Origin of the sequence: Variovorax sp. 160MFSha2.1 (assembly GCF_048305075.1) — a bacterium.
In the GTDB taxonomy this organism is placed as follows: Bacteria; Pseudomonadota; Gammaproteobacteria; order Burkholderiales; family Burkholderiaceae_C; genus Variovorax; species Variovorax guangxiensis.
This window is the reverse complement of the sequence record NZ_CP157624.1, coordinates 5924297-5944357: the sequence shown is the minus strand read 5'-3', so window position 1 is coordinate 5944357 and position 20061 is coordinate 5924297. Positions and strand designations below refer to the sequence as shown.

The 20061-nt window shown below is 67.6% G+C and carries 19 protein-coding genes, 1 tRNA gene and 1 pseudogene; 8 read left to right on the top strand and 13 right to left on the bottom strand.

Translation table 11 applies throughout. The features are described 5' to 3' along the window. Positions 1–2: 2 nt before the first annotated feature. Entirely contained in the window at positions 3–836 is an 834-nt protein-coding gene (locus tag ABL838_RS27380; protein WP_418122788.1) for an AP2 domain-containing protein, read from the bottom strand. A 236-nt stretch (positions 837–1072) separates the two neighbouring features. Beyond that, positions 1073–1924: an AP2 domain-containing protein gene (locus tag ABL838_RS27375; RefSeq protein WP_418122786.1), complete on the bottom strand. Its 852-nt coding sequence runs from the start codon at positions 1922–1924 to the stop codon at positions 1073–1075. Between the two features lie 258 nt (positions 1925–2182). On the opposite strand from ABL838_RS27375, the gene ABL838_RS27370 reads away from it, so the two are divergent. The 3 genes and pseudogenes from ABL838_RS27370 (at position 2183) to ABL838_RS27360 (ending at position 5283) form a co-directional block, all read left to right on the top strand. Beyond that, a complete protein-coding gene (locus tag ABL838_RS27370) occupies positions 2183–2890 on the top strand; it encodes a hypothetical protein (protein WP_418122784.1) in 708 nt (235 codons plus the stop codon). 65 nt (positions 2891–2955) lie between these two features. Further along, positions 2956–4107 (top strand): annotated as a pseudogene (locus ABL838_RS27365) (BMP family ABC transporter substrate-binding protein); the annotation flags it as partial. Continuing rightward, positions 4087–5283: a branched-chain amino acid ABC transporter substrate-binding protein gene (locus tag ABL838_RS27360; RefSeq protein ID WP_418125918.1), complete on the top strand. Its 1197-nt coding sequence runs from the start codon at positions 4087–4089 to the stop codon at positions 5281–5283. The pseudogene ABL838_RS27365 and the gene ABL838_RS27360, both read left to right, overlap by 21 nt. Before the next feature lie 24 nt (positions 5284–5307). Here the strand turns inward: ABL838_RS27360 and ABL838_RS27355 are convergent, their stop codons facing one another. Together ABL838_RS27355 and ABL838_RS27350 are read right to left on the bottom strand one after the other, a co-directional pair. Further along, positions 5308–5967 (bottom strand): hypothetical protein, encoded by a 660-nt coding sequence (locus ABL838_RS27355; RefSeq protein WP_418122782.1) that lies wholly within the window; start codon positions 5965–5967, stop codon positions 5308–5310. Between the two features lie 86 nt (positions 5968–6053). Beyond that, positions 6054–8729, bottom strand: a complete 2676-nt coding sequence (locus tag ABL838_RS27350; protein WP_418122781.1) for a LuxR C-terminal-related transcriptional regulator — start codon at positions 8727–8729, stop codon at positions 6054–6056. A 102-nt stretch (positions 8730–8831) separates the two neighbouring features. On the opposite strand from ABL838_RS27350, the gene ABL838_RS27345 reads away from it, so the two are divergent. From ABL838_RS27345 to ABL838_RS27330, 4 genes are all read left to right on the top strand, one after another. Beyond that, on the top strand, positions 8832–9614 hold the full coding sequence (locus ABL838_RS27345) for an SDR family NAD(P)-dependent oxidoreductase (RefSeq protein ID WP_126023660.1): 783 nt from the start codon (positions 8832–8834) through the stop codon (positions 9612–9614). Positions 9615–9656: 42 nt separating this feature from the next. After that, complete coding sequence (locus ABL838_RS27340) at positions 9657–10835, top strand: acetyl-CoA C-acetyltransferase (RefSeq protein ID WP_418122780.1); 1179 nt, start codon at positions 9657–9659, stop codon at positions 10833–10835. Between the two features lie 17 nt (positions 10836–10852). Further along, positions 10853–11671 (top strand): enoyl-CoA hydratase-related protein, encoded by an 819-nt coding sequence (locus ABL838_RS27335; RefSeq protein WP_369660760.1) that lies wholly within the window; start codon positions 10853–10855, stop codon positions 11669–11671. A gap of 74 nt (positions 11672–11745) precedes the next feature. Next, complete coding sequence (locus ABL838_RS27330) at positions 11746–12915, top strand: GGDEF domain-containing protein (protein ID WP_418122779.1); 1170 nt, start codon at positions 11746–11748, stop codon at positions 12913–12915. Positions 12916–12959: 44 nt separating this feature from the next. On the opposite strand, the gene ABL838_RS27325 is transcribed toward ABL838_RS27330, so the two are convergent. From ABL838_RS27325 to ABL838_RS27310, 4 genes are all read right to left on the bottom strand, one after another. Beyond that, the gene (locus tag ABL838_RS27325) at positions 12960–13325 is read right to left on the bottom strand and encodes a hypothetical protein (protein WP_126023656.1); all 366 of its coding nucleotides are present in this window, start codon (positions 13323–13325) and stop codon (positions 12960–12962) included. A 168-nt stretch (positions 13326–13493) separates the two neighbouring features. After that, complete coding sequence (locus ABL838_RS27320) at positions 13494–13754, bottom strand: hypothetical protein (protein WP_418122778.1); 261 nt, start codon at positions 13752–13754, stop codon at positions 13494–13496. A gap of 127 nt (positions 13755–13881) precedes the next feature. After that, positions 13882–14676, bottom strand: a complete 795-nt coding sequence (locus ABL838_RS27315; RefSeq protein WP_418122776.1) for a phosphodiesterase — start codon at positions 14674–14676, stop codon at positions 13882–13884. 67 nt (positions 14677–14743) lie between these two features. Continuing rightward, positions 14744–15415, bottom strand: coding sequence for a nitroreductase (locus ABL838_RS27310; protein WP_418117972.1), 672 nt, complete (start codon positions 15413–15415; stop codon positions 14744–14746). Between the two features lie 122 nt (positions 15416–15537). Here ABL838_RS27310 and ABL838_RS27305 point away from each other — a divergent pair, with 122 nt between their 5' ends. Beyond that, a complete protein-coding gene (locus ABL838_RS27305) occupies positions 15538–17178 on the top strand; it encodes a long-chain-fatty-acid--CoA ligase (protein ID WP_418122775.1) in 1641 nt (546 codons plus the stop codon). A gap of 231 nt (positions 17179–17409) precedes the next feature. Here the strand turns inward: ABL838_RS27305 and ABL838_RS27300 are convergent, their stop codons facing one another. The 5 genes from ABL838_RS27300 to ABL838_RS27280 all read right to left on the bottom strand — a co-directional run bounded on the left by ABL838_RS27300 (position 17410) and on the right by ABL838_RS27280 (position 20022). Further along, positions 17410–17919: a hypothetical protein gene (locus ABL838_RS27300; RefSeq protein ID WP_418117970.1), complete on the bottom strand. Its 510-nt coding sequence runs from the start codon at positions 17917–17919 to the stop codon at positions 17410–17412. A gap of 268 nt (positions 17920–18187) precedes the next feature. Continuing rightward, complete coding sequence (locus tag ABL838_RS27295; protein ID WP_418117969.1) at positions 18188–18667, bottom strand: copper chaperone PCu(A)C; 480 nt, start codon at positions 18665–18667, stop codon at positions 18188–18190. Positions 18668–18713: 46 nt separating this feature from the next. Continuing rightward, positions 18714–19331, bottom strand: a complete 618-nt coding sequence (locus tag ABL838_RS27290; protein ID WP_418122774.1) for an SCO family protein — start codon at positions 19329–19331, stop codon at positions 18714–18716. A gap of 131 nt (positions 19332–19462) precedes the next feature. Beyond that, entirely contained in the window at positions 19463–19864 is a 402-nt protein-coding gene (locus tag ABL838_RS27285) for a DUF2946 family protein (protein WP_165909670.1), read from the bottom strand. 81 nt (positions 19865–19945) lie between these two features. Beyond that, a tRNA-Met gene (locus tag ABL838_RS27280) sits at positions 19946–20022 on the bottom strand. Positions 20023–20061 lie beyond the last annotated feature (39 nt).

The following is a 20061-nucleotide window of genomic DNA, read 5'->3' as shown; positions in this document are numbered from 1 at the left end:
GCTCATCCGTTGTTCCGTCCGGTGCCGGATGCCGTCCTTGCGCGCGGCTTGCGCTGCAGTGCCGGCTCCGCCGCCCTGGTCTTTCCTCTTGTTGTTGTTTCCTCTTCGTCAGCCCCGCGCTGCTTGTCGGCGAGCTGGCTGGCGCGCTCGGCGATGGCCATGTTCCTCGCCACCTCCGCGCCGAATGTCTTCACCGAGAAGGCCTTGCTCACGCTGCCCTTGCCGGCGGTGTAGGTGATGGCCAGCCAGTAGCCTGGGTGGCTGGGGTTGGGCGTCTTGAAATGCACGCCGCTCACGCCGCTGGTGTTGTTGCGGCGGGTGATCTCCGACTTCGAGCGCTTGGCCGTGCGCGGCCCGGCCGCGTGGGCCGACAGCCCCATGCGGATCGCCTCTTCGGCCGGGTGGATGCGCGCCAGCCCCGTCATGCGCTTGAGCTGCTGTGCGCGCTCCTGGATCGCCAGCGCCTGTGCGTCGTCGCCCAGCTCGGCGACGGAGAAGTCGGTGCGCAGGATCTCGTCCTGCGCGATGTAGGTCTTGGCCATCCATGCCCGCACGCGGCCGCCCGGCGCGAGATGGTGGAACACGCCGGTCACGCCGGTGCTGTTGTTGGCGCGGGGCTTCTCGGCACGCGCGCTGCGCGTCTGCGGCGGCACGCTGCGCACGATGTGGTCGCGCCAGTCCTGCGCATGGAGCAGCGCCTGCTCCGAACCGCCGTAGCTGGCCTTGCCGAACAGCCTGTGATGGCGGATGCCGTTGCGGACGATGGAGACTTCGAAACCCCAGGACCTGGAGTAGATGCCATACATGGCTGCCGGGTTCGGGATACCTTTGGGCATTCTCGACGTGATGCTGCTACTTACGTACTCAGTCTTGCTGTTGCAGCTGACTACGATGGGCTCCCCGGCTTGCGCATCGCTCTTTGGCGCGCATTTTTCGCAGCTATTCTGGCCGAAGCTCCGCCACAAATTCACCCGAACATCGAAGCGCGGAAAAATATCTTCAGCGAGGTGCGCCGGGCGCGCGCGTCCGCCGGCCGCCGTGCGAACGGGGCCGGCCCCGCGCATCGGCGCGCTCACTGCGGCGGCCTCGCCCCGGCGGCGGCCACGCCGTGCTGCAGGGAGACTGCCTGCGAAGGCTGCTCCAGCAGGAAAGGAATGGAAAGCGGCGGTGCTTCGGCCTCGGCGCTGCTGCCCTTTTGCATGAACGCGATCTTGTCTTCGAGCTGGCGCCTGCGCTCCTCGATGGCCATCAGCTTCGCCTGCTCGGCTCCGTGCTCCTTGATCGAGAAGGCCTTGCTCACGCTGCCCCTGCCGGCCGTGTAGGTGATCGCGAGCCAGTAGCCAGGATGGCCCGGGTTCGGCGCCTTGAAATGCACGCCGCTCACCCCGCTCGAATTGGTGCTGCGCTTGATCTCCGACTTCGAGCGCTTGGGCTGGAGCGTCTCGGCCGCGAAGGCCGGCGGGCTCGTGCGGATGGTCTCCTCCGCCGGATGCAGCTTCGCCAGCCCGTCCATGCGGTCGAGCTGCCGCGCCCGCTCCTCGATGGCCAGCGCCTGCGCCGCTTCGCCCATCGAATTCACGGGAAAGTCGGTGCGCAGGATCTCGTCCTGCCCGATGTAGGTCTTGGCGACCCAGGCCCGCACCCTGCCGCCCGGCGCGACCTGGCAGAAAACGCCCGACACGCCGGTGGTGTTGTTGACCCGCAGCTTCTCGGCCCGCGTGCGCCGCGGCACCGGCGGCACGCTGCGCACCACGCCGTCGCGCCAGTCCTGCGCCTGGCGCAGCGCCTGCTCGTCGCCGCCGTAGCTGGCGCGGCCGAACTGCTGGAAGTAGCGCTTTCCGTTTCGCACGATCGACACCTCGTAGCCCCAGCTGCGGGGGTAGATGCCGTACATGGCTGCGGGGTTGGGGATTCCTTTGGGCATGGTGGTCTCGCTGAACTGGGGCATCCCTGCCTGGTGCGCTCCCTGAAGTGCTGTTCCGAATGGCTTCAAGGAATGCTAGGCATCCGCAATGCGGGGCGGTATCACCGATATCCGTAGTCTTTGGATTGGCTGTGATGCGGCACCGCAACGCCGTTGTCAATTTGCGGCATATCTGCTTACAGGCTCCCTAGAATTCGCGGCAGATGGTGCGGGTGTCACAAACCGTGACCGAACGAAGCAACGAAAGAGGGGGAGGCGATGCAGATCGTCCGGGGAAGAAAACTTGTCTGTCGCCAGATCGGCCGAACTGCAGATTTCCGTCCGATCGGCCGTACGCTGGGCAGTCTCGGGCTCTGGCAGATGGTGGCGCTGCTGGCATCAGTGGCCGCCCTCGTGCTGACAGCCGCTTGCTCCGCGCCACCAACTCGTGCGCAGGGGGCCGCAAATCCGCCGGAGGCATCGGCCGCATTTCGTGCCTGCTATGCCAAAGCCAAGAAGCCGTGGCTCGTCGATGTCGTCACGATCGCCCAGAACTCGGACGCAAGGCTTGACCTGCTGGTGACCGACCTCGTGGGCGGCACGATGGCGGACCAGGTCGAAGCGCGCAAATACCTTGGCGACCGCAGGTCGGGGCGGTACGCCAACAGCGCCGAGATGGCCGCGCAAATCTTCCACGACTGCATGGCTGCTACGTCCACTGAGCGGCATGAGTATCTGAAGACCGTCCGTTGCTACAAGGAGCAGGCGATCCTCTTCGAGTTGCTCTGGATGAAATCCGAAGGCGGTCTCGACGCGGAGCAGGCATCTTCTCAGCTGCTGCAGCGCAACAGCTCGGCCGGAGGCTTGCCCGAAGGGGTCATCAGGCGCCTGACGCGGGACACCTACCTGCTGATGAAGCCAGGCAGCGGGAACGCCAGTGCGTTCACCGAAGCACAGTTCCAGCTCTGCCTGACCATCTACCCATGACCATCGACCTCAAGAGCAGGCGGCTTCGACGCCATGCAGCGGAAGGATCAACCCTGATGAAAAAGATGTGGACCGCGTCGGTACGACGCGCTGTGGCTTTCCTGGCCGCCATGACAACCTCGGCCTGCGCGCTGGCCCAGCTGACGCTGGGGGCCACCCCGTCGCGCGGCTTCGAAGTATCCGCTGCCTCCGAGTTGCCGTTGCTGACAGTCCGCCAGCCCCTGAAGGTAGGTTTCGTCTACGTCGGACCGGTCGGAACCGGTGGCTGGACCTTCCAGCATGAATTGGCTCGCAAGGCGGTGGAGCGCGAGTTCGGGCCTCTGGTGGTCACTACCAAGGTGGAGAGCGTGCCCGAGGACGAAACTGCCGATCGCGTGTTCAGGCAACTGGTGGAGCGCGGACACAAACTGATCTTTGCCACGGCGTTCGGCTACATGGAGCCCGCGCGTCGCGCGGCCCAGGCCTATCCCTCGATGGTCCGGTTCGAACATGCCACGGGCTTCAAGACCGAGCGCAACTTGCGCACCTACGACGCTCGTACCTATGAAGGCGCCTATCTCGCCGGGATTCTCGCGGGCCGGATGACGTCATCGAACACGCTGGGGGTGGTCGCTCCGATCCCCATTCCCGAGGCCATCCGGAACATCAACGCATTCACCATGGGTGCGCAAACGGTCAATCCTTCCGTGCGCGTGAAGGTCCAGTGGATCAATTCCTGGTTCAACCCGCGGGTAGAGGCGCGTGCGGCGCAGACACTCATCGATGGCAGCGCCGACACATTGCTCCAGCTCACGGATTCGTCCGCCGTGCTGGAGACGGCGGAGCGCAACGGCAAGCGCGCCATCGGCTGGGACTCGGACATGAAGGCCTACGCGCCCAAGGCGCACCTCGCGTCCAGCGTTGTCGACTGGTCGCCCTACTACATCAAGGCGGTGCGCGAGCAACTCAATGGCACATGGATCTCCGGGAGCAGCTGGTGGGGGGTGAAGGAAGGCGCCATCGACCTCGTATCGCTGGCCGATGATGTCCCGGCCGATGTGCGCGAGCGCATCGAACAGGCGAAGCAGCAACTGCGAGATGGTTCGCTGCAGATCTGGAAGAGCCCTCTGGCCGACAACCGTGGGCGGGTGGTACTGGAGGCTGGCGCTTCGGCCACTGATCGCTTCCTCGCGGGCGTCAACTTCTATGTTCGTGGTGTGGAAGGCGATGTGCCCGGCGCGTCACCAGCCGTGTCCGCCGTGCCGCCGCTCCTGCCCTTGCCACAGTCGGATGCGGTGGTCGACACCGCGGCCCAGCCGGGATGCGAGCGGCCCGCGGCCGGCGTGCTGAACGTCAGGATCGGCCATGTCGCACCGCTGACAGGGCCCATTGCCCACTTGGGGCGCGACAACGAGAACGGCGCGCGCCTTGCCGTCGAGGATCTCAATGCAAAGTGCCTTCGCATCGGCGAGAAGCTAGCGAAGTTCGAACTGGTGCCGCAGGACGACGCGGGTGACCCAATGACCGGCGTTCGGGTTGCGCAACGTCTGGTCGGTCTGCGTGTGAACGGCGTGGTGGGCCATCTGAATTCCGGCACGACCATTCCGGCGGCAAAGATCTACCGCGACGCGGGCATCGTGCAGCTTTCTCCAAGCGCGACCAATCCGCGGTACACCCGCCTGGGCTTCAACACCGCGTTCCGCATGTTGGCCGACGATCAGCGGCTGGGCCAGATGCTGGGACGCTACGCCGTCGAGGTGGCCAAAGGCAAGAGGATCGCGATCATCGACGATCAGACGGCCTATGGCGGCGGCGTGGCCGACTCCTTCGCGGCTGGCGTGACGACAGCGGGTGGAACGGTGATCCGCCGGGACACCGTGAATCAGTATGCGACATCATTTTCTTCACTGGTCGCGCAGGTCAAAGCCGTGGAGCCCGATGTCGTCTTCTATGGCGGCATGGATGTTGTGGCGGGGCCGTTATTGCGGCAGCTGAGGCAGGCTGGCGTCAACGCAAAGTTCATGGGCGGTGATGGCATATGCACTCTGGAGCTGATCGCGCTTGCCGGAGCGCAAGTTGCCAACGACTCCGTGTTGTGTGGCGAGGCGGGCGGCATCGACGACGAGTATCGACCCGCGATGAAGGCGTTCGCGGAGAGGTTCAGCCAGCGCTTCGGCGTTCCGGTGCTGCTCTATGCGCCGTATACCTACGATGCCGTTCAGGCGCTGGTGCAAGCCATGCAAAGCGCGGGATCGAGCGATCCTGCCCGTTATCGTTCGGCATTGGCGGCGAACTCGTTCGTCGGCCTGACCGGCCCAGTCTCTTTCGATGCCAAGGGAGACAACCGGATCGGCACGCTCACGCTGTATGCCTACGGCGGCGGCCGCCGGGTAGCGGTGGCCGTGCTGCACTGACGCCGGTGGCTGACCGGCGCGGATCTACTGAGGCGCCCTCACTGCAATCAGCTCGGTGAGTTCCCTCAGCCCAGGTGCACCGTCGGCGCCGGTCATCTCGGTCTGGGAGCGCACGTAGTTCTTCACTTCGGGGGCATACCAGTATGTCTGTGTGACCTTGCCCGTCGCGGCGCCAGTGCCTGGGTCCCAGGTGCCGGTGTGAACGACTTTCAGCGCCTTGAACTTGCCGACGGCTGTTTGCACGTCTTCCCAGCCAGAGGCTTCCGCAGTCATGCGGAACGTGGCCGGGGGCGAATTGGTGATCGGCACCATGTACTCGTAATTCCATTGCTTTCCGGCCGAGAGCGGCCAGGCAAAGAGCACGCGCGTGGTCGTCTTGCCATTGGCAACGTGGACAACATCCATGTTCGCTCGCGCCGTGGTCTCGAAGGCGGGATTGAGCGTGCCGGTTCCGTTGCTCGCGATGCTCTTCACCTCGGTCGACAGACGGACGAATTCGCCGAGCACACCGATGACCGTCATGCTGGATTCGCCACGGGCTCGGCCCGACCACAGATCGGTGATCCGGTATGTCCAGGTGTCGCCCGCCGCGAGCTTCGGCGCGGATACGGTCTGGCTCGTGGCAGAGGGGGTGGCAACCAGTGCGGCCACCGCCACGGCGTAAACAGAGAGTGCTCCGAACATGCTTCCTCCTCGAATCTTCGCTTGTTCTGCGCCGTATTATCTTTGCGCGCAAAGCTCGAATGAGCGACTCTCTGGCGCAAAAAGATCTAGCGGATCACCCCCAACCTGCGCGCAATCGCCACCGCCTGAGTCCGGCTCTTCGCATCCAGCTTCATGTTGATGTTGCGCAGGTGCGTGCGCACGGTGCTGTCCGACACGAAGAGCTTTTCGGCCATCGCGTTGTTCGAGTAGCCCTCGGCCAGCAGCTGCAGCACGCGGATTTCCTTGCGCGTGAGCGGCTCCTTGATCGCGTCGCCGGCCGGCGCTTCCGGTTCGGTGGCAGCTGCCGCTGGCCCCACAGCCTGCAGCAGTCGCTGGAGGTGGTCGGCGAGGATCGGGTCGCTGTTGCCTTCCTGCATCGCCGCCGCGCAGCGGTGCACCAGCGTGCCGACGGCCGGGCCCTCGTCGAGGATCAGCCGCATGAAGCCTTCCTGGCTCGCGGCCTGCAGCACCTCTGCGAACTCCTCGGTGGCGGCGGCCGGGTCGCCGGCGCGTTGCAGGGCGAGGGCGCGCAGCACCCTGAGCTTTAGCGCGCGGCGGTTGCGGGCCACGGCGAGCGCGGCGTGCAGTTCGGCGTCGAGCACCGAGAGCGCCATGCGCGCGTCGCCGAAGGCGATTTCCCAGCGCGCCTTGGCGAGCGCCAGATAGTCGAGGTCGTGCGCGGGCAGGCGCTGGCGGCGCTCGCGTTCCCACAGGGTGGGGTCGTCGGCGCGCAGCAGCTCGTCGTGCGAGGCCGGGCCGTTGCCCTGCAGCAGCAGCATGCGCGAGCGCTCCAGCTTGGCGCCCGCCACCACGCGCGGCAGCTGGCGCGCGTGGCCCAGGTACTCGAGCTCGGTGAGCGCCTGGAAGGCCGCGTCGATGTCACCCGCGTGGAAGGCCAGCCGCGAGCGCATCGCGTGGCTCAGGATCATGTGGTCGGGCAGCCCCACGTCGCGCGCCATCGGCAGGTAGACGTTCAGCAACCGCTCGGCTTGCGCGAGCTGGTTGGTCTCGTAGACGGCGCCCGCGTAGAGCACGCCGGCCCATGCGTTGCCGTGGCTGTGGTTGTACGACACGGCATGCGTCGAATCGACCGCCATGCGCAGCCGCGCGGTGGCCTGCCGCAGCCGGCCTTCGTGCAGGTCGAAGAGGCCGGCCAGCGACTCGGTGTACATGCGGTTGAAGGCGCTGTTGCCCTGCTCGCGGCGGGCCGCGTCGAGCAGCCGCCGCGCCTCGTGCTGGTCACCGCGCACCGCGAGGATGTGGGCCATGGCGTTGAGCAGCACGCTGTCGGCGAAGGCCAGGCCGGTGGGCAGGCGCGCCAGGCTCAGGCGGCCGGCCTCGTAGGCTTCGTCGTGGCGGTCCTGCATGGCCAGCAGCAGCGGCACCAGCGTGTGGGCGCTCGCGCGCACCTCGGCGATGGGGCTGTCGAGGCAGCCCGATGCGTCGAGCTGCCGCATCGCGTCCCATGGGCCGTGGGTGAAGCAGGTGGCCCACAGCGAGATCGGCTGCAGGAAGGGGTGCTCGCGCAGCTGGTGCCCGGGAATGGCCGAAAACCAGCGCGCCAGCATGCGCATGCGGCCTTCTTCGAGGAACTGCGCGGCATGGTGGTCGAGCAGGTTCAGCGCATGAGGATGGTCGCCGCCCTCGATGGCGTGGTCGATGGCGGGCACCGGCCGGCCGTGCGACTCGTACCAGCCCGAGGCCGCGAGATGCAGGCGCGCCGGCTCGCCGGGCATCTCGCGCGCGAGCTGGGCGCGAAGGAAGTCGGCGAAGAGGCTGTGATAGCGCCACGCATCGCCGTCGCCGCTCATCACCGGCGTGAGGAAAAGGTTCGACGCGGCCAGCCGCTCGAGGATGGCCGCGCAGTCCACGCGCGGGCACAGCGCCTGGCACACCGATGCGTCGAGCTGCCGCAGGATGCTGGTGCGCAGCAGGAAGTCGCGGATCTCCTTCGGCTGGTGCGCGAGCACGTCCTCGGCCAGGTACTCGGCCACCGCGCGGTCGGAGCCCGAGAAGCGCTCGACAAAAGCAGTGGCGGTGGCGGTCTCGGTGCCGGTGCCGTGGCGCTCCAGCGCCATCGAAGCGAGCCAGATCGCCGCCACCCAGCCCTCGGTCTTGCGGTGCAGCAGCGAAAGCATTTCGGGCGGCAGCGCCTGGCGCGGGCCGAAGAAGGCGCCGGTCTCCTCCAGGCTGAAGCGCAGCCGGTCGGTGTCGATCTCGGTGAGCTGCCCGCGTGCGCGCAGCCGGCCCAGGCCCAGGTCGGGCAGGCTGCGCGAGCCGATCACGATCTGCCCCCTGCGCGGCAGGTGCTCGACGATCTCGCGCACCAGCCCCAGCACGGCCGGCTCCTGCACCCGCTCGAAGTCGTCGAAAAAGAGCGTGAAGGGCGACTCGTGCGCCGCCAGCGCGGCCACCGCGTCGAAGGGGTTGCTGTTGTTGCTGCGCGCCTCCTCGACGCCCAGGCGCTGCACGGCCTCGGCCAGGCAGTCGAGAAAGCGCGAGACGTCGTTGTCGGCCCGGTCCAGCGTGAGCCACGCGGTGGCGATGCCCCGCGCCTCCATGCGCTCGCGGATCTGCGCCATGGCGGTGGTCTTGCCGAAGCCGGCCGGCGCGCGCACGAGCACCAGCTTCACGGCCGCCGAGGCGACCTCTTCCCCGATCGCGGTGCGCGGCACCTGCGTGGCGACGAAGGCCGGGGGATTGAGCTTGGTTTCGAGGATGCGGGGTGTGGGCGGCTGCATGCGGCGCTGAAATCCCGTCGTTTCCGACGATGTGTGCGGCCGATTCTGCTTCCTAAACTGGATGTGGACAAACCATTCAAGACACCTCAAGGACACCAGCAGATGCAACTCGATTCCAGCATTGCGGCCGTCGTCACCGGCGGCGCCTCGGGCCTGGGCGCCGCCACCGCGCGCCGCCTCGCGGGCCACGGCGTGAAAGTCGCGCTCTTCGACCTCAACGCCGAGCAGGGCGAGGCGCTGGCGAAGGAACTCGGCGGCATCTTCTGCAAGGTCGACGTCACGTCGGAGGAACAGGTGGACGCCGCCTTCGCCAGGGCGCGCGCGGCGCACGGCCAGGAGCGCGTGCTGGTCAATTGCGCCGGCACCGGCAACGCGGTGAAGACCGCGAGCCGCGACAAGGCCACCGGCGAGATCAAGCACTTTCCGCTCGCGAATTTCGACCGCATCATCCAGATCAACCTGGTCGGCACCTTCCGCTGCATCGCCAAGTCGGCCGCCGGCATGCTCACGCTCGGCATGCTGCAGGACGGCGAGCGCGGCGCCATCGTCAACACCGCCTCGGTGGCGGCTCAGGACGGGCAGATGGGGCAGGCGGCCTACACCGCATCGAAGGCCGGCATCGTCGGCATGACGCTGCCCATCGCGCGCGACCTGATGAGCGAGGGTATCCGCGTCAACACCATCCTGCCGGGCATCTTCGACACGCCGCTGCTGCAGGGCGCGCCCGACAACGTGAAGGCGGCGCTGGCGGCGTCGGTGCCGTTCCCGAAGCGCCTGGGCAACCCGGCGGAATACGCGACGCTGGCGGAGCTGATGATCACCAACGGCTACTTCAACGGCGAGAGCGTTCGGCTCGACGGGGCCATCCGCATGGCGCCGCGCTGATCCGATCCCTACATCCACACAGATACAGACAGGAGAACTCGCATGCCCGAAGCCTTCATCGTCGCCGCCGCGCGCACCGCCGGCGGCCGCCGCAACGGCCGCCTCGCCGGCTGGCACCCGGCCGACCTCGCAGCGCAGGTGCTCGACGCGCTGGTGGAGCGCACCGGCGCCGACCCGGCGCTGGTTGAGGACGTCATCATGGGCTGCGTCGACCAGGCCGGCGAGCAGTCTTCCAACATCGCGCGCAACGCGGTGCTCGCTTCGAAGCTGCCCGAATCGGTGCCGGCCACCTCGGTCGACCGGCAGTGCGGCTCGTCGCAGCAGGCGCTGCACTTCGCGGCGCAGGCCGTGATGTCGGGCACCATGGACATCGTGATCGCCGCCGGCGTGGAAAGCATGACGCGCGTGCCCATGGGCATGCCCGTCACGCTGCCGCTGAAGAACGGGCTGGGCTTCTACGTGAGCCCGCTCATGGCCAGGCGCTATCCCGACGTGCAGTTCAGCCAGTTCACCGGCGCCGAGATGATCGCGAGGAACTACGGCATCGAGAAGGACGAGCTCGACCGCTATGCGCTGGAAAGCCACAAGCGCGCCATTGCGGCGACGAAGGCCGGCCACTTCGAGCGCGAGATCGTGCCCGTGGCGGTGCGCATGGCCGACGGCACCGAGCCCGGCGAGCAGCACACCGTCGACGAGGGCATCCGCTTCGACGCCACGCTGGAGAGCATCGCCGCCGTGAAGCTCATCGCCGAGGGCGGGCGCTGCACCGCGGCCACCGCCAGCCAGATCTGCGACGGCGCCAGCGGCCTGATGGTGGTGAACGAGCGCGGCCTGAAGACGCTGGGCGTGGAGCCGCTCGCGCGCATCCACCACATGAGCGTGATGGGGCACGACCCGGTGATCATGCTGGAGGCTCCGCTTCCCGCCACGCAGCGCGCGCTGAAGAAGGCAGGCATGAAGATCTCCGACATCGACCTGTACGAGGTCAACGAGGCCTTCGCGCCGGTGCCGCTGGCCTGGCTGCAGACGCTGGATGCCGACCCCGCGCGGCTGAACGTGAACGGCGGCGCGATCGCACTGGGTCATCCGCTGGGGGCGTCGGGCACCAAGCTCATGACCACGCTCGTGCACGCGCTCGGCCAGCGTGGCAAGCGCTACGGCCTGCAGACCATGTGCGAGGGCGGCGGCATGGCCAACGTGACCATCGTCGAGCGGCTGTGACGGCCGTGGAGCAAGGCATGGGTTACGTGGATGAAGACCCCATCCTGTGCGAGCGCGAAGGCGATGTGGAGATCGTCAGCTTCAACATCCCGAAGCGGCTCAATCCGCTGACGGCCGGGCTGCAGCAGGCGCTGCGCGACAGGCTCGCGCAGCTGCGCAAGGAAGGCGAGGCGGGCACCGTGCGCGCGCTGGTGCTGACCGGCGCGGGCAAGTCCTTCTGCGTGGGCGCAGACCTGTCGAGCATGGGCCCCGGCGGCGGGGACGGCAGCATCGGCCAGCGCACGGCCGATGCGATGGAGGCGCTGTCGAACCGGCTCATCGAAGACCTGCGCGGCATGCCCTTTCCGGTGGTGAGCGCCATCAACGGTCCGGCGGCGGGCGCGGGTGTCGGCGTGGCGCTGGCGGCAGACGTGGTGATCGCGGCGCGCTCGTCCTACTTCTACCTGCCCTTCATGCCGAGACTGGGCATCGTGCCCGACCTGGGCACCACCTGGTTCCTCGAACGGCTGGTGGGTCGCGCGCGGGCCGTGGGCATGTCGCTGCTCGGCGAGCGGCTCTCGGGCGAGCAGGCCGCGCAATGGGGCCTGGTGTGGGCCTGCGTGGACGATGCCGAACTGCGCGCGCAGGCCGTGTCGGTGGCGCAGCGGCTCGCGCGGCTGCCCGCGCATGCGGCGCGCGAGATCCGCGCGGTGTACGAGTCTGCCGCCGGCCAGCCGCTGGTGGCGCAAATGCGCCACGAGGCGCAGCGCCAGCGCGAGTTGCTCGACCGGCCCGAGTTCGCGGAGGGCGTGAGAGCCTTCCTGGAGAAGCGCGAGCCGGTGTTCCGAAAGGCCTGAGCAGCGGCCCCGCCCGGGCCTGCGGAACCGGGCCGCGGGATAGGGGTTGGCCGATGCCAACATAATCGGGCTCCATGGGCGCATCGCCATCCATCCTCGATCCTCGCTCCGTCATCCTGCTGGCCGGCGTCATGGGCGTCGTGATGGCGCTCGTGGTCTTCTTCATGCAGCGCAGCTACCCGCGCAGCATCCAGGGGCTGGCCGAATGGGCGCGGGCGCCGCTGGTGGCGTTCGTGAGCACCATGCTGTTCGCGGCGCGCGGCTACTTCCCCGACTTCCTCACCATCGTCGTCGCCAACTTCGTCCTGTACCAGGCCTGCATCCTGTACTACGCGGGCAGCCAGAAGTTCCTGTTCGGCCGCAGCGACACCCGGGGCTGGACGGTGCTGAACTGCGTCCTGGCGGTGGCGCTTTTCTGGTTCGGCATCGTGAAGCCCGACTTCGAGATGCGGTTGCTGTTCGTCACCCTGGCGGTGTCGGCGCTGTTCTTCCGGCATGCGCTGCTGTACATGCGGCACACCGGCCGCGTGTTCGGCAAGCGGCTGATGACGGGGCTACTGCTGGCGCAGGCGCTGGTGGCGGCCCTGCGCTTCGTGTCGGTGGTGGCGGGCATGGCGGGCAGCGGTCTCATGGAGGGCTCCTGGATCCAGTCGCTCTACATCAGCATGTACTCGTTCACCGTGCTGCTGCTGACCATCGCCGCCATCCTGATGGCCACCGACCGCGTGCACACCGAGTTCGAATACCTGGCCACGCGCGACCCGCTGACCGGCGCGCTCAACCGCCGCGCGGTGCTCGACGCCTGCGAGGGCGCCTTCACCTCGGGCGAGCGCCGCGGCGCGCTGCTGATGGTGGACCTGGACCACTTCAAGGACATCAACGACCGCTTCGGCCACCAGATGGGCGACGCCGTGCTGCGCGAGGCGGTGCACCGCATGCAGCGCGCCATCGGCGACAAGGGCGTGCTCGGCCGCTACGGCGGCGAGGAATTCGTCGTGCTGCTGCCAGAGTCCGGCAAGGCCGAGGCGATGGAAATTGCGGCGCGCCTCAGGCAGGCCGTAGGCGAGCCCTTCCCGGCGGATTCGTCCATGGCCGTCGTCGGCTCGATGGCGGTGAGCATTGGCGTGGCGGCTGGCGAGAACAGCACTGGCGGCAGCGGCATCGACGATGTGCTGGCGCTGGCGGATGCGGCGCTGTATCGCGCGAAGGCGATGGGGCGGGATCGCGTCATCGCAGCGGCCTGATCCGCAACGACGGCCGGGAGCTTGTCAGCCGGCGCCCTCTCGGTTCATTCCGGCGTACTCGCGTCGAGCGTTGCTGCGTCGACGCGCGGGGCATTGCAGCTTGCGCAGTAGCGGGCTGCAGGTGTGCGAAGCGGTTTGCCGCACTCATGGCATGGCGGGCCATACAGGCTCAGGCGGTGATGCAGGATCGCATTCGGGTTGGTCTCCCTGTAGCCGGTGATGCGCTCGTAAGCCGCCACCGTCAGGTAGCCGAGCCCGCGCTCACGGGCTTCGGCAAGGCTGCAGCCGGTTTCTTCACGGTACTGCGTCATCTGCGCGATGTAGCCCATCGGATGGGCGACCTGCCACTCTTCCTCCGTGAGCATCGGCATGTCGGTCTGGCAGCGCCAGCAGTAGAGGGTTCGGGGCATGGGACGAATGTCGTGCGGGTTTCGGTCGCGATGATCGGCCGCATTCTGCCCGCGTCACCCGAGGCTGCCATGTCGAAGAGCGTGCCGCCTGCGTCGCTCCCCACCTCACCGCCCCGCTCGCCAGCACGATCCCCGGCAACATTCTGCGCGCCGAGGGGCACCGGCGGCTTATTTCCCGTTGTCTTCGTCACCCCAGCGCCAGCGCGGGGGCTCGCCCTTGAGCCAGCAGACCGCCACCAGCGCGAGGGTCGGAATCGCGAGGCCGAGGAAGAAGCGCAGCGGCTCCTGTTCGGGATGAAGCGAATACACCGCCGTCAGCACCAGCGCGGCGTAGACGGCGACCACCACCCAGCCTTGCCAGCGATTGGGAAGCCCCCAGCCCCAGCCGTAGCGCTTGGCGGGAAACCAGTAGGGCTGTTGTTTCTGCATCGAATCTCTCCTGGTCGACCGGGGCTGCCCCTGCGTTGTTTGGGTGGCTGCGTCGTTCCTTGCGGAACCCGGGCGGATTCTGTCCGCCTTGCCTGAAGAGATCCTGAGCGCGCGAACGCCGGCTCGCTCAGGCGAATGGGAATGGTCCTTCCATCGCACCGATGTGGCTGACATGGCTCACCATGCCGTGGTTGTCGCTCCACAGGTGCAGCATGCAGCCCGGCCGTCCCATGTACGAGGCCGGCGCCGCGCCTTCGGCCAGTTGCAGCGCGATCTCGGTCGTGCTGCTCGGGCAGGCGCACACGACGGTGCCCGCCCAGCGCCGCAGCATCGTGCGATGCACGTGGCCGCACAGCACCAGCTCGATGTTGGGGGCGCCGCGCACGATGGCTTCGAGCGGCGGCGTGTCCATGTAGCGGTACGTGTCCATGTAGGGGATGCCGCTGACGAAGGGCGGGTGGTGCAGCATCAGCAGCGTGGGTTTGGCGCGGTGGGCCTCCAGCGTGCGCTGAAGCCATGCGAGGCCCTGCGCGTCGACGCCGCCGTGGTGGTGGCCGGGAACGCACGAGTCCAGTGCCACGATGCGCACGGGGTGCTCGTCGATGCAGTAGTGCAGCGCGCCCTCGGCCGGCAGGTAGGAGTGGTCGGCGAAGGCGGTGCGGAAGTTCTCGCGGCGGTCGTGGTTGCCCGGGATCACGAGGTACGGGATCTCCAGCTTCGCGAGCAGGCGCCGCGCCTGCGCGTATTCCTCGGGGCGGCCCTCGTCGACGAGGTCGCCCGTCAGCAGCACGAGGTCGGGCCGGCGGTCCAGCGCGTGCAGGTGGTCGATGGCTTCCCCGAACATGCGGTTCGAGTCGGCCACGCCCTGGTAGAGCTGGCCTGCGGGGCGGATGTGCGGGTCGGAGATCTGTGCGATGAGCATGCGGCGTCTCGTGCTGTTCGTTGTGCCACGAGGGCTAGCACGATCCGTTCCGCTGCGAGCATCGCGCTCAGATGCCGACGAACTCCGCCACCTCCGACAGCGGTGCGCGCTCGGTGACCAGCGCATCGAGCGGCCGGCTGCGGTCCGCGTAACCGATGGCCATGCCGGTGAAGAGCATGCGCTCGGGCGGCAGGCCGATGAAGCTGCCGATGGTCTGCGGGTAGATCGCCCAGCATTCCTGCGGGCAGCTGTCCAGGCCTTCGGCGCGCAGAAGCAGCATCACGTTCTGCAGCAGCATGCCCAGGTCGGACCACTGCGGCGGGCCCATGCGGCGGTCGACGGTGCAGAAGAGCGCGAGCGGCGCGCCGAAGAACTGGTAGTTGCGAGCGAACCATTCGCGGCGCGCGGCCTTGTCCTCGCGCGGAATGCCCAGGCGCGCGTACATCGCCTCGCCCACTGCGAAGCGGCGGTCGCGGTAGGGCGCGACCAGCTCGCGCGGGTAGATGTCGTACTCGCTGCCTTCGCCGGCGGGCGCTTCCTTCACGCGCGTGCGCATGATGGCCTTGAGCTCTGCGAGTTTCTCGCCGCCCACCACGTGCAGGTGCCAGGGCTGCAGGTTGCCGCCCGAAGGCGCGCGCAGCGCCTGTTCGATCACGCGGCGGATGACTTCGCCGGGCACCGGCGTGTCGAGAAACTCGCGCACCGAGCGGCGGGTGGCGATGGCGTCCTGAACGTTCATTCCAAAGTCCTCTTGGGGGTCGATGCTAGGGGCAACCCTCGGATGGCCTCAATCGTCTCTTCCGACGATGCCGCACGGCATGGCCGCTGCCTAGCATCCGGCCAGCGTACAGGAGACAAGACATGTTCGGATTGATGCAAGACCGCCCGCTGCTGATCTCGTCGCTCATCGACTACGCGGCCACCTTTCATCCGCATGCGGAGATCGTGGGCCGCACCGTCGAGGGGCCGGTGCACCGCACCGACTACGCGCAGATTCAGCGCAGCGCCAAGCAGGTGGCCAATGCGCTGAGGACGCTGGGCATCGAGAGCGGCGACCGCGTGGGCACGCTCGCGTGGAACACCTGGCGCCACCTTGCGCTGTACTTCGGCGTGTCGGGTTCCGGCGCTGTGCTCCACACGGTGAACCCGCGGCTCTTCCCGGAGCAGATCGACTACATCGTCAATCACGCGGAAGACAAGGTGCTGTTCTTCGACACCACCTTCGCGCCGCTGGTGGAGAAGCTCGCGCCGGCGCTGAAGTCGGTGCGCGCCTTCATCGCGATGACCGACCGCGCGCACATGCCGGCCATCGACGTGCCCAACCTGCTGTGCTTCGACGAACTCGTCGGCTCGCAGAGCGAGCAGTACGAGTGGCCCGAGTTCGACGAGCGCACCGCATCGTCGCTCTGCTACACCTCGGGCACCACGGGCAATCCGAAGGGCGTGCTGTATTCGCATCGCTCCACCGTGCTGCACTCGCTGATGGAGTGCGCGCCCGACACCTTCGGCGTCAACTCGCAGATGACGCTGCTGCTCGCGGTGCCGATGTTCCACGCCAACGCATGGGGCATGCCGTATGCGGCGGCGATGACCGGCATGAAGCTGGTCATGCCCGGCCCGCACATGGACGGCCAGAGCCTGTATGAGCTCATGCGCGACGAGAAGGTCGGCTTCTCGCAGGCCGTACCCACCATCTGGCTGATGCTGTTCCAGTACTTCGATGCGCACCCCGAGATCGACACGCGCGCCATCGGCCTCAAGCGCATCGGCGTGGGCGGCGCCGCCACGCCGCGCAGCATGATCGAGCGCTTCGAGCGCGACTTCGGCGCCGACTTCGTGCAGGGCTGGGGCATGACCGAGACCAGCCCCATCGGCGTGATCGGCAACCTGCTGCCCAAGCACCTCTCGATGCCCAAAGAAGAGCAGACGCGCGTGAAGATGCGCCAGGGCCGCGGCGTGTGGGGCGTGGAGCTGAAGATCGTGGGAGAGGACGGCCAGCGCCTGCCGCACGACGGCAAGGCCTTCGGCCATCTGCACGTGCGCGGTCCGTGGATCGCGAGCGGTTACTTCAAGGGCGAGGGCGGATCGGTGCTCGACGCCGAAGGCTTCTTTCCGACGGGCGACGTGGCCAACATCGACGAGGACGGCTATGTGCAGCTGGTCGATCGCGCGAAGGACGTCATCAAGTCGGGCGGCGAGTGGATCTCGTCCATCGACCTCGAGAACGCGGCGAGCCTGCACCCCGCGGTGGCCGAGGCGGCGGTGATCGGCATCGCGCATCCGAAGTGGCAGGAGCGTCCGCTGCTCATCGTGGTGAAGCGTGCGGGCATGGAGGCCACTCGCGAGGAACTGCTCACATTCCTCGCCGAGCGCGTCGTGAAATGGTGGCTACCGGAAGACGTGGTCTTCGTCGACAGCCTGCCGCATACGGCCACCGGCAAATTGCTGAAGACAAAGCTGCGCGAACAGTTCAAAGGTTACGTTGCGACGACATCCGTTTGACAGTTCAGTGACTTGTTAGAGTTTTCTGTGGACAACTCTGTGAGTTGTGGGTGGAGGCTGGGAGGCGGAGCGAGAACTGGCGTGGCTTCCCACCACGTTGCCTCTTGAATAGGCACCAGGATCGGTGTGCTCGCCGCGTGTAGACCAAAGGCCCAGGGCACGCGCGAATGTATGCAAACCGGAGGGCTCGGCGCATGCCGGCCCGTTCGCGATCTTCCGGATGCCGCGAAACTACTTGGCGGCGCCACGCGCGAGTTGCGCCCGTCCGAACGGTGTGATGCGCCGGATCACGGCGAGCTCCTGCGGCGATCCGCCGGCGTCCTTCCAGGCGAGCCCGGGGCTGATGGCCGCATCGACGAACCCGGCCTGCTTCAGTACGTCGACGCAGCTGATCTCCTGCGGGTCCTCCACCCGCAGGGGGAAGGCCGAACGTTCTATGGCGCGCAGGTAGTCCAGTGGCTCCAGGCGCGTCTTCGCCTTCTTTCTTCTCGATGCCGGGTCGGTGCCGCCGCGGTGGCCGCGCAGCTTTTCGATCTCGGCATGCCCTTCCTCCGTGATGCAGACCACCAGCGCCGCCTGCGCCAGCCTGTAGCTGCCGTGGTCGGTGTCGAAGGCCGGATCGATGGCGGCTTCGATGAGGCCGGTGGCCTTCAGGACGGACACGCGCCGCACGTCCTGCGCGTCGGTCACGTGCATCGGCAGGTTGGCATGCTCCAGATGGAGAAGGTATCTGAGCGGCACTGAAGGACCCCTGTGATCACCTCCCTCGGCCTTCGATGCCGCGCCGTGCCGACCAGCCGGAGCCGGGACGGCGAGATCGCCTCCCGGCACCCTGGACAACTCATGCGCCCCGGGGAACCCCGGCCCACGAAGGAGCCGGCCGGCGAGGGGATGGATTGTGAATATTTGTCAACAATTCTTCTGATCTCCGGGGGTGAGCGCCATCACCGAAAAAGGGTATTCCCTCTGGCCTGTCCAGGCGCAAGGGGGCTGGCCGCGCGGGGCGGATTCAGTGCTTGTGCCCGCCATGCCCCGCCGGCTGCGCCGAGGCATTCAGCGCCCGCACCGGCGCCTTCACCTCCAGCGTCTCGCGCTTGCCGTCCTTGCCCTCGAAGGTGAGCGTGAGCGGTACGGTGTCGCCTTCCTTCACCTGCTGCTTGAGGTCGAGCAGCATCACGTGATAGCCGCCGGGCTTGAGCTCGACGGTCTTGCCGGCCGGCAGCTCGAGCTCGGGGATCTGGCGCATGCGCATCACGTTGTCCTGCATGGCCATCTCGTGCACTTCGACGACCGGCGTGACGGGCGAGCTGGCCGAGACCAGCTTCGTGTCTTTCGCGGCGCTGAGCTGCATGAACGCGCCGGTGGCCTTCTGCTGCGGCACGGTGGCGCGCACCCATGCGTCCTTGACGGTGACCTGCGCGTTCGCCGCATGCGCGGTGAGCAGCGCGGCGCTGGTGATGGCGAGGATGTGTGCGATACGGTTCTTCATGATCTTGATCTCCTTGGTTTGAATCTGTGTGCGATGGCGCAGGCCCTCAGGCGGACCGCAGGATCTTGCGCAGGTCTTCGGCGCACTCCTGCGCGCTCTGCTCGTGGCGCAGCACGATGCGGATCTTGCCCTTGGGGTCGAACACATAGCTGAAGGCCGAATGGTCCATGGTGTACGAGGAGCCGGTGGGCACCTTCCGGTAGAACACCTTGAAGTCCTTCGCGGTCTCGCTGGTTCGCTGCATGTCGCCGTACAGGCCGATGAAGCTCGGGTCGAAGGCCTGCGTGTAGGCCTTGAGCACGACGGGCGAGTCGCGCTCGGGATCGACGGTGACGAAGATCACCTGCAGGCGCTCGCCGTCGCTGCCGAGCAGCTTCCTGATCTCGGCCGCGCGCACGAGGGCGGTGGGGCAGACGTCGGGGCATTGGGTGAAGCCGAAGAACATCATCACGGCCTTGCCCTTGAAGTCGGCCAGCGTGCGCTCGCGGCCGTCGGCGTCGGCCAGGCGGAAGTCTGTCGCGTAGCTGGCGCCGGTGATGTCGACGCCGTTGAAGCGGGTGGGCAGCACCTTGTCGCAGGCCGCGAGGGTCGTGAGCGCGGCGAGGCTGCCGCCAGAGAGCAGCAGGCGGCGACGCGTCGGCTGGATGGATTCTTTTCTGGTCATTGAATGGACTCGCTCCGGCGCCTGTCGGGGCGCCGATGGATTCGTTGCACAAGCGCATGCGATGGATGGGCGACAGGCCTCGTATGGAGGCCCGCCGCGGCATCACGCGTGCGGGAACTGGGGAAGAAGCCTCAGAGGAGCGAGGGAGGCCCGCGTGCCGGCAGCGGGGCCGCGGTGGCTGCTGCGATGTGCGCGGACGGAGTCGGCCGTGGCACGCGGGCCGCCGGCGGGAGCACCGGCAGCTCGACGATGGGCGTGGTCGCCGGCGGGGCGCCGGTGAGCACGCACAGCGGGCAGTCCATGTGGCCCGCGCCCAGCTCCTGCGCGCCGTCGTCGGTGTGCACGATGGCCTTGAGCGATCCGGCGTTCGAGCAGACCAGTTCCACCGCCTGCGGATGCACGAGCGGGGAAGCGACGGCCGCGCCGAGCGACAGCGCGAACCACAGCAGCACCCACCGGATCAGCCCGGCGGCCGGGCGCCGCAATCCCTTGCCGAGGCGGTCAGGCGTGGGTCGAAGGGGTGGCGCAGGCATTGTCCGGATTATCGGCCAGCCTCGCGCGGCAAAGAAAAAAGCCTTGCAAGTCGTTGACCTGCAAGGCTTTTTCGGTTGTTTTGGTGGCTCTTCACGGACTCGAACCGCGGACCTGTGGATTATGATTCCATCGCTCTAACCGACTGAGCTAAAGAGCCGTTCGGTGTGTTGCTCACCGAGCCTGCGATTATAGCCCA

Excerpts from the sequence above, each read along its gene's own strand:
- ABL838_RS27340 (WP_418122780.1), top strand. The coding sequence starts at position 9,657 with ATGCCCGAAGCCTTCATCGTCGCCGCCGCGCGCACCGCCGGCGGCCGC.
- ABL838_RS27325 (WP_126023656.1), bottom strand. The coding sequence starts at position 13,325 with ATGCCCCGAACCCTCTACTGCTGGCGCTGCCAGACCGACATGCCGATG.
- ABL838_RS27370 (WP_418122784.1), top strand. The coding sequence starts at position 2,183 with ATGCAGATCGTCCGGGGAAGAAAACTTGTCTGTCGCCAGATCGGCCGA.
- ABL838_RS27315 (WP_418122776.1), bottom strand. The coding sequence starts at position 14,676 with ATGCTCATCGCACAGATCTCCGACCCGCACATCCGCCCCGCAGGCCAG.
- ABL838_RS27350 (WP_418122781.1), bottom strand. The coding sequence starts at position 8,729 with ATGCAGCCGCCCACACCCCGCATCCTCGAAACCAAGCTCAATCCCCCG.
- ABL838_RS27330 (WP_418122779.1), top strand. The coding sequence starts at position 11,746 with ATGGGCGCATCGCCATCCATCCTCGATCCTCGCTCCGTCATCCTGCTG.
- ABL838_RS27310 (WP_418117972.1), bottom strand. The coding sequence starts at position 15,415 with ATGAACGTTCAGGACGCCATCGCCACCCGCCGCTCGGTGCGCGAGTTT.
- ABL838_RS27375 (WP_418122786.1), bottom strand. The coding sequence starts at position 1,924 with ATGCCCAAAGGAATCCCCAACCCCGCAGCCATGTACGGCATCTACCCC.
- ABL838_RS27290 (WP_418122774.1), bottom strand. The coding sequence starts at position 19,331 with ATGACCAGAAAAGAATCCATCCAGCCGACGCGTCGCCGCCTGCTGCTC.
- ABL838_RS27335 (WP_369660760.1), top strand. The coding sequence starts at position 10,853 with ATGGGTTACGTGGATGAAGACCCCATCCTGTGCGAGCGCGAAGGCGAT.
- ABL838_RS27355 (WP_418122782.1), bottom strand. The coding sequence starts at position 5,967 with ATGTTCGGAGCACTCTCTGTTTACGCCGTGGCGGTGGCCGCACTGGTT.
- ABL838_RS27345 (WP_126023660.1), top strand. The coding sequence starts at position 8,832 with ATGCAACTCGATTCCAGCATTGCGGCCGTCGTCACCGGCGGCGCCTCG.
- ABL838_RS27285 (WP_165909670.1), bottom strand. The coding sequence starts at position 19,864 with ATGCCTGCGCCACCCCTTCGACCCACGCCTGACCGCCTCGGCAAGGGA.
- ABL838_RS27320 (WP_418122778.1), bottom strand. The coding sequence starts at position 13,754 with ATGCAGAAACAACAGCCCTACTGGTTTCCCGCCAAGCGCTACGGCTGG.
- ABL838_RS27295 (WP_418117969.1), bottom strand. The coding sequence starts at position 18,667 with ATGAAGAACCGTATCGCACACATCCTCGCCATCACCAGCGCCGCGCTG.
- ABL838_RS27380 (WP_418122788.1), bottom strand. The coding sequence starts at position 836 with ATGCCCAAAGGTATCCCGAACCCGGCAGCCATGTATGGCATCTACTCC.
- ABL838_RS27305 (WP_418122775.1), top strand. The coding sequence starts at position 15,538 with ATGTTCGGATTGATGCAAGACCGCCCGCTGCTGATCTCGTCGCTCATC.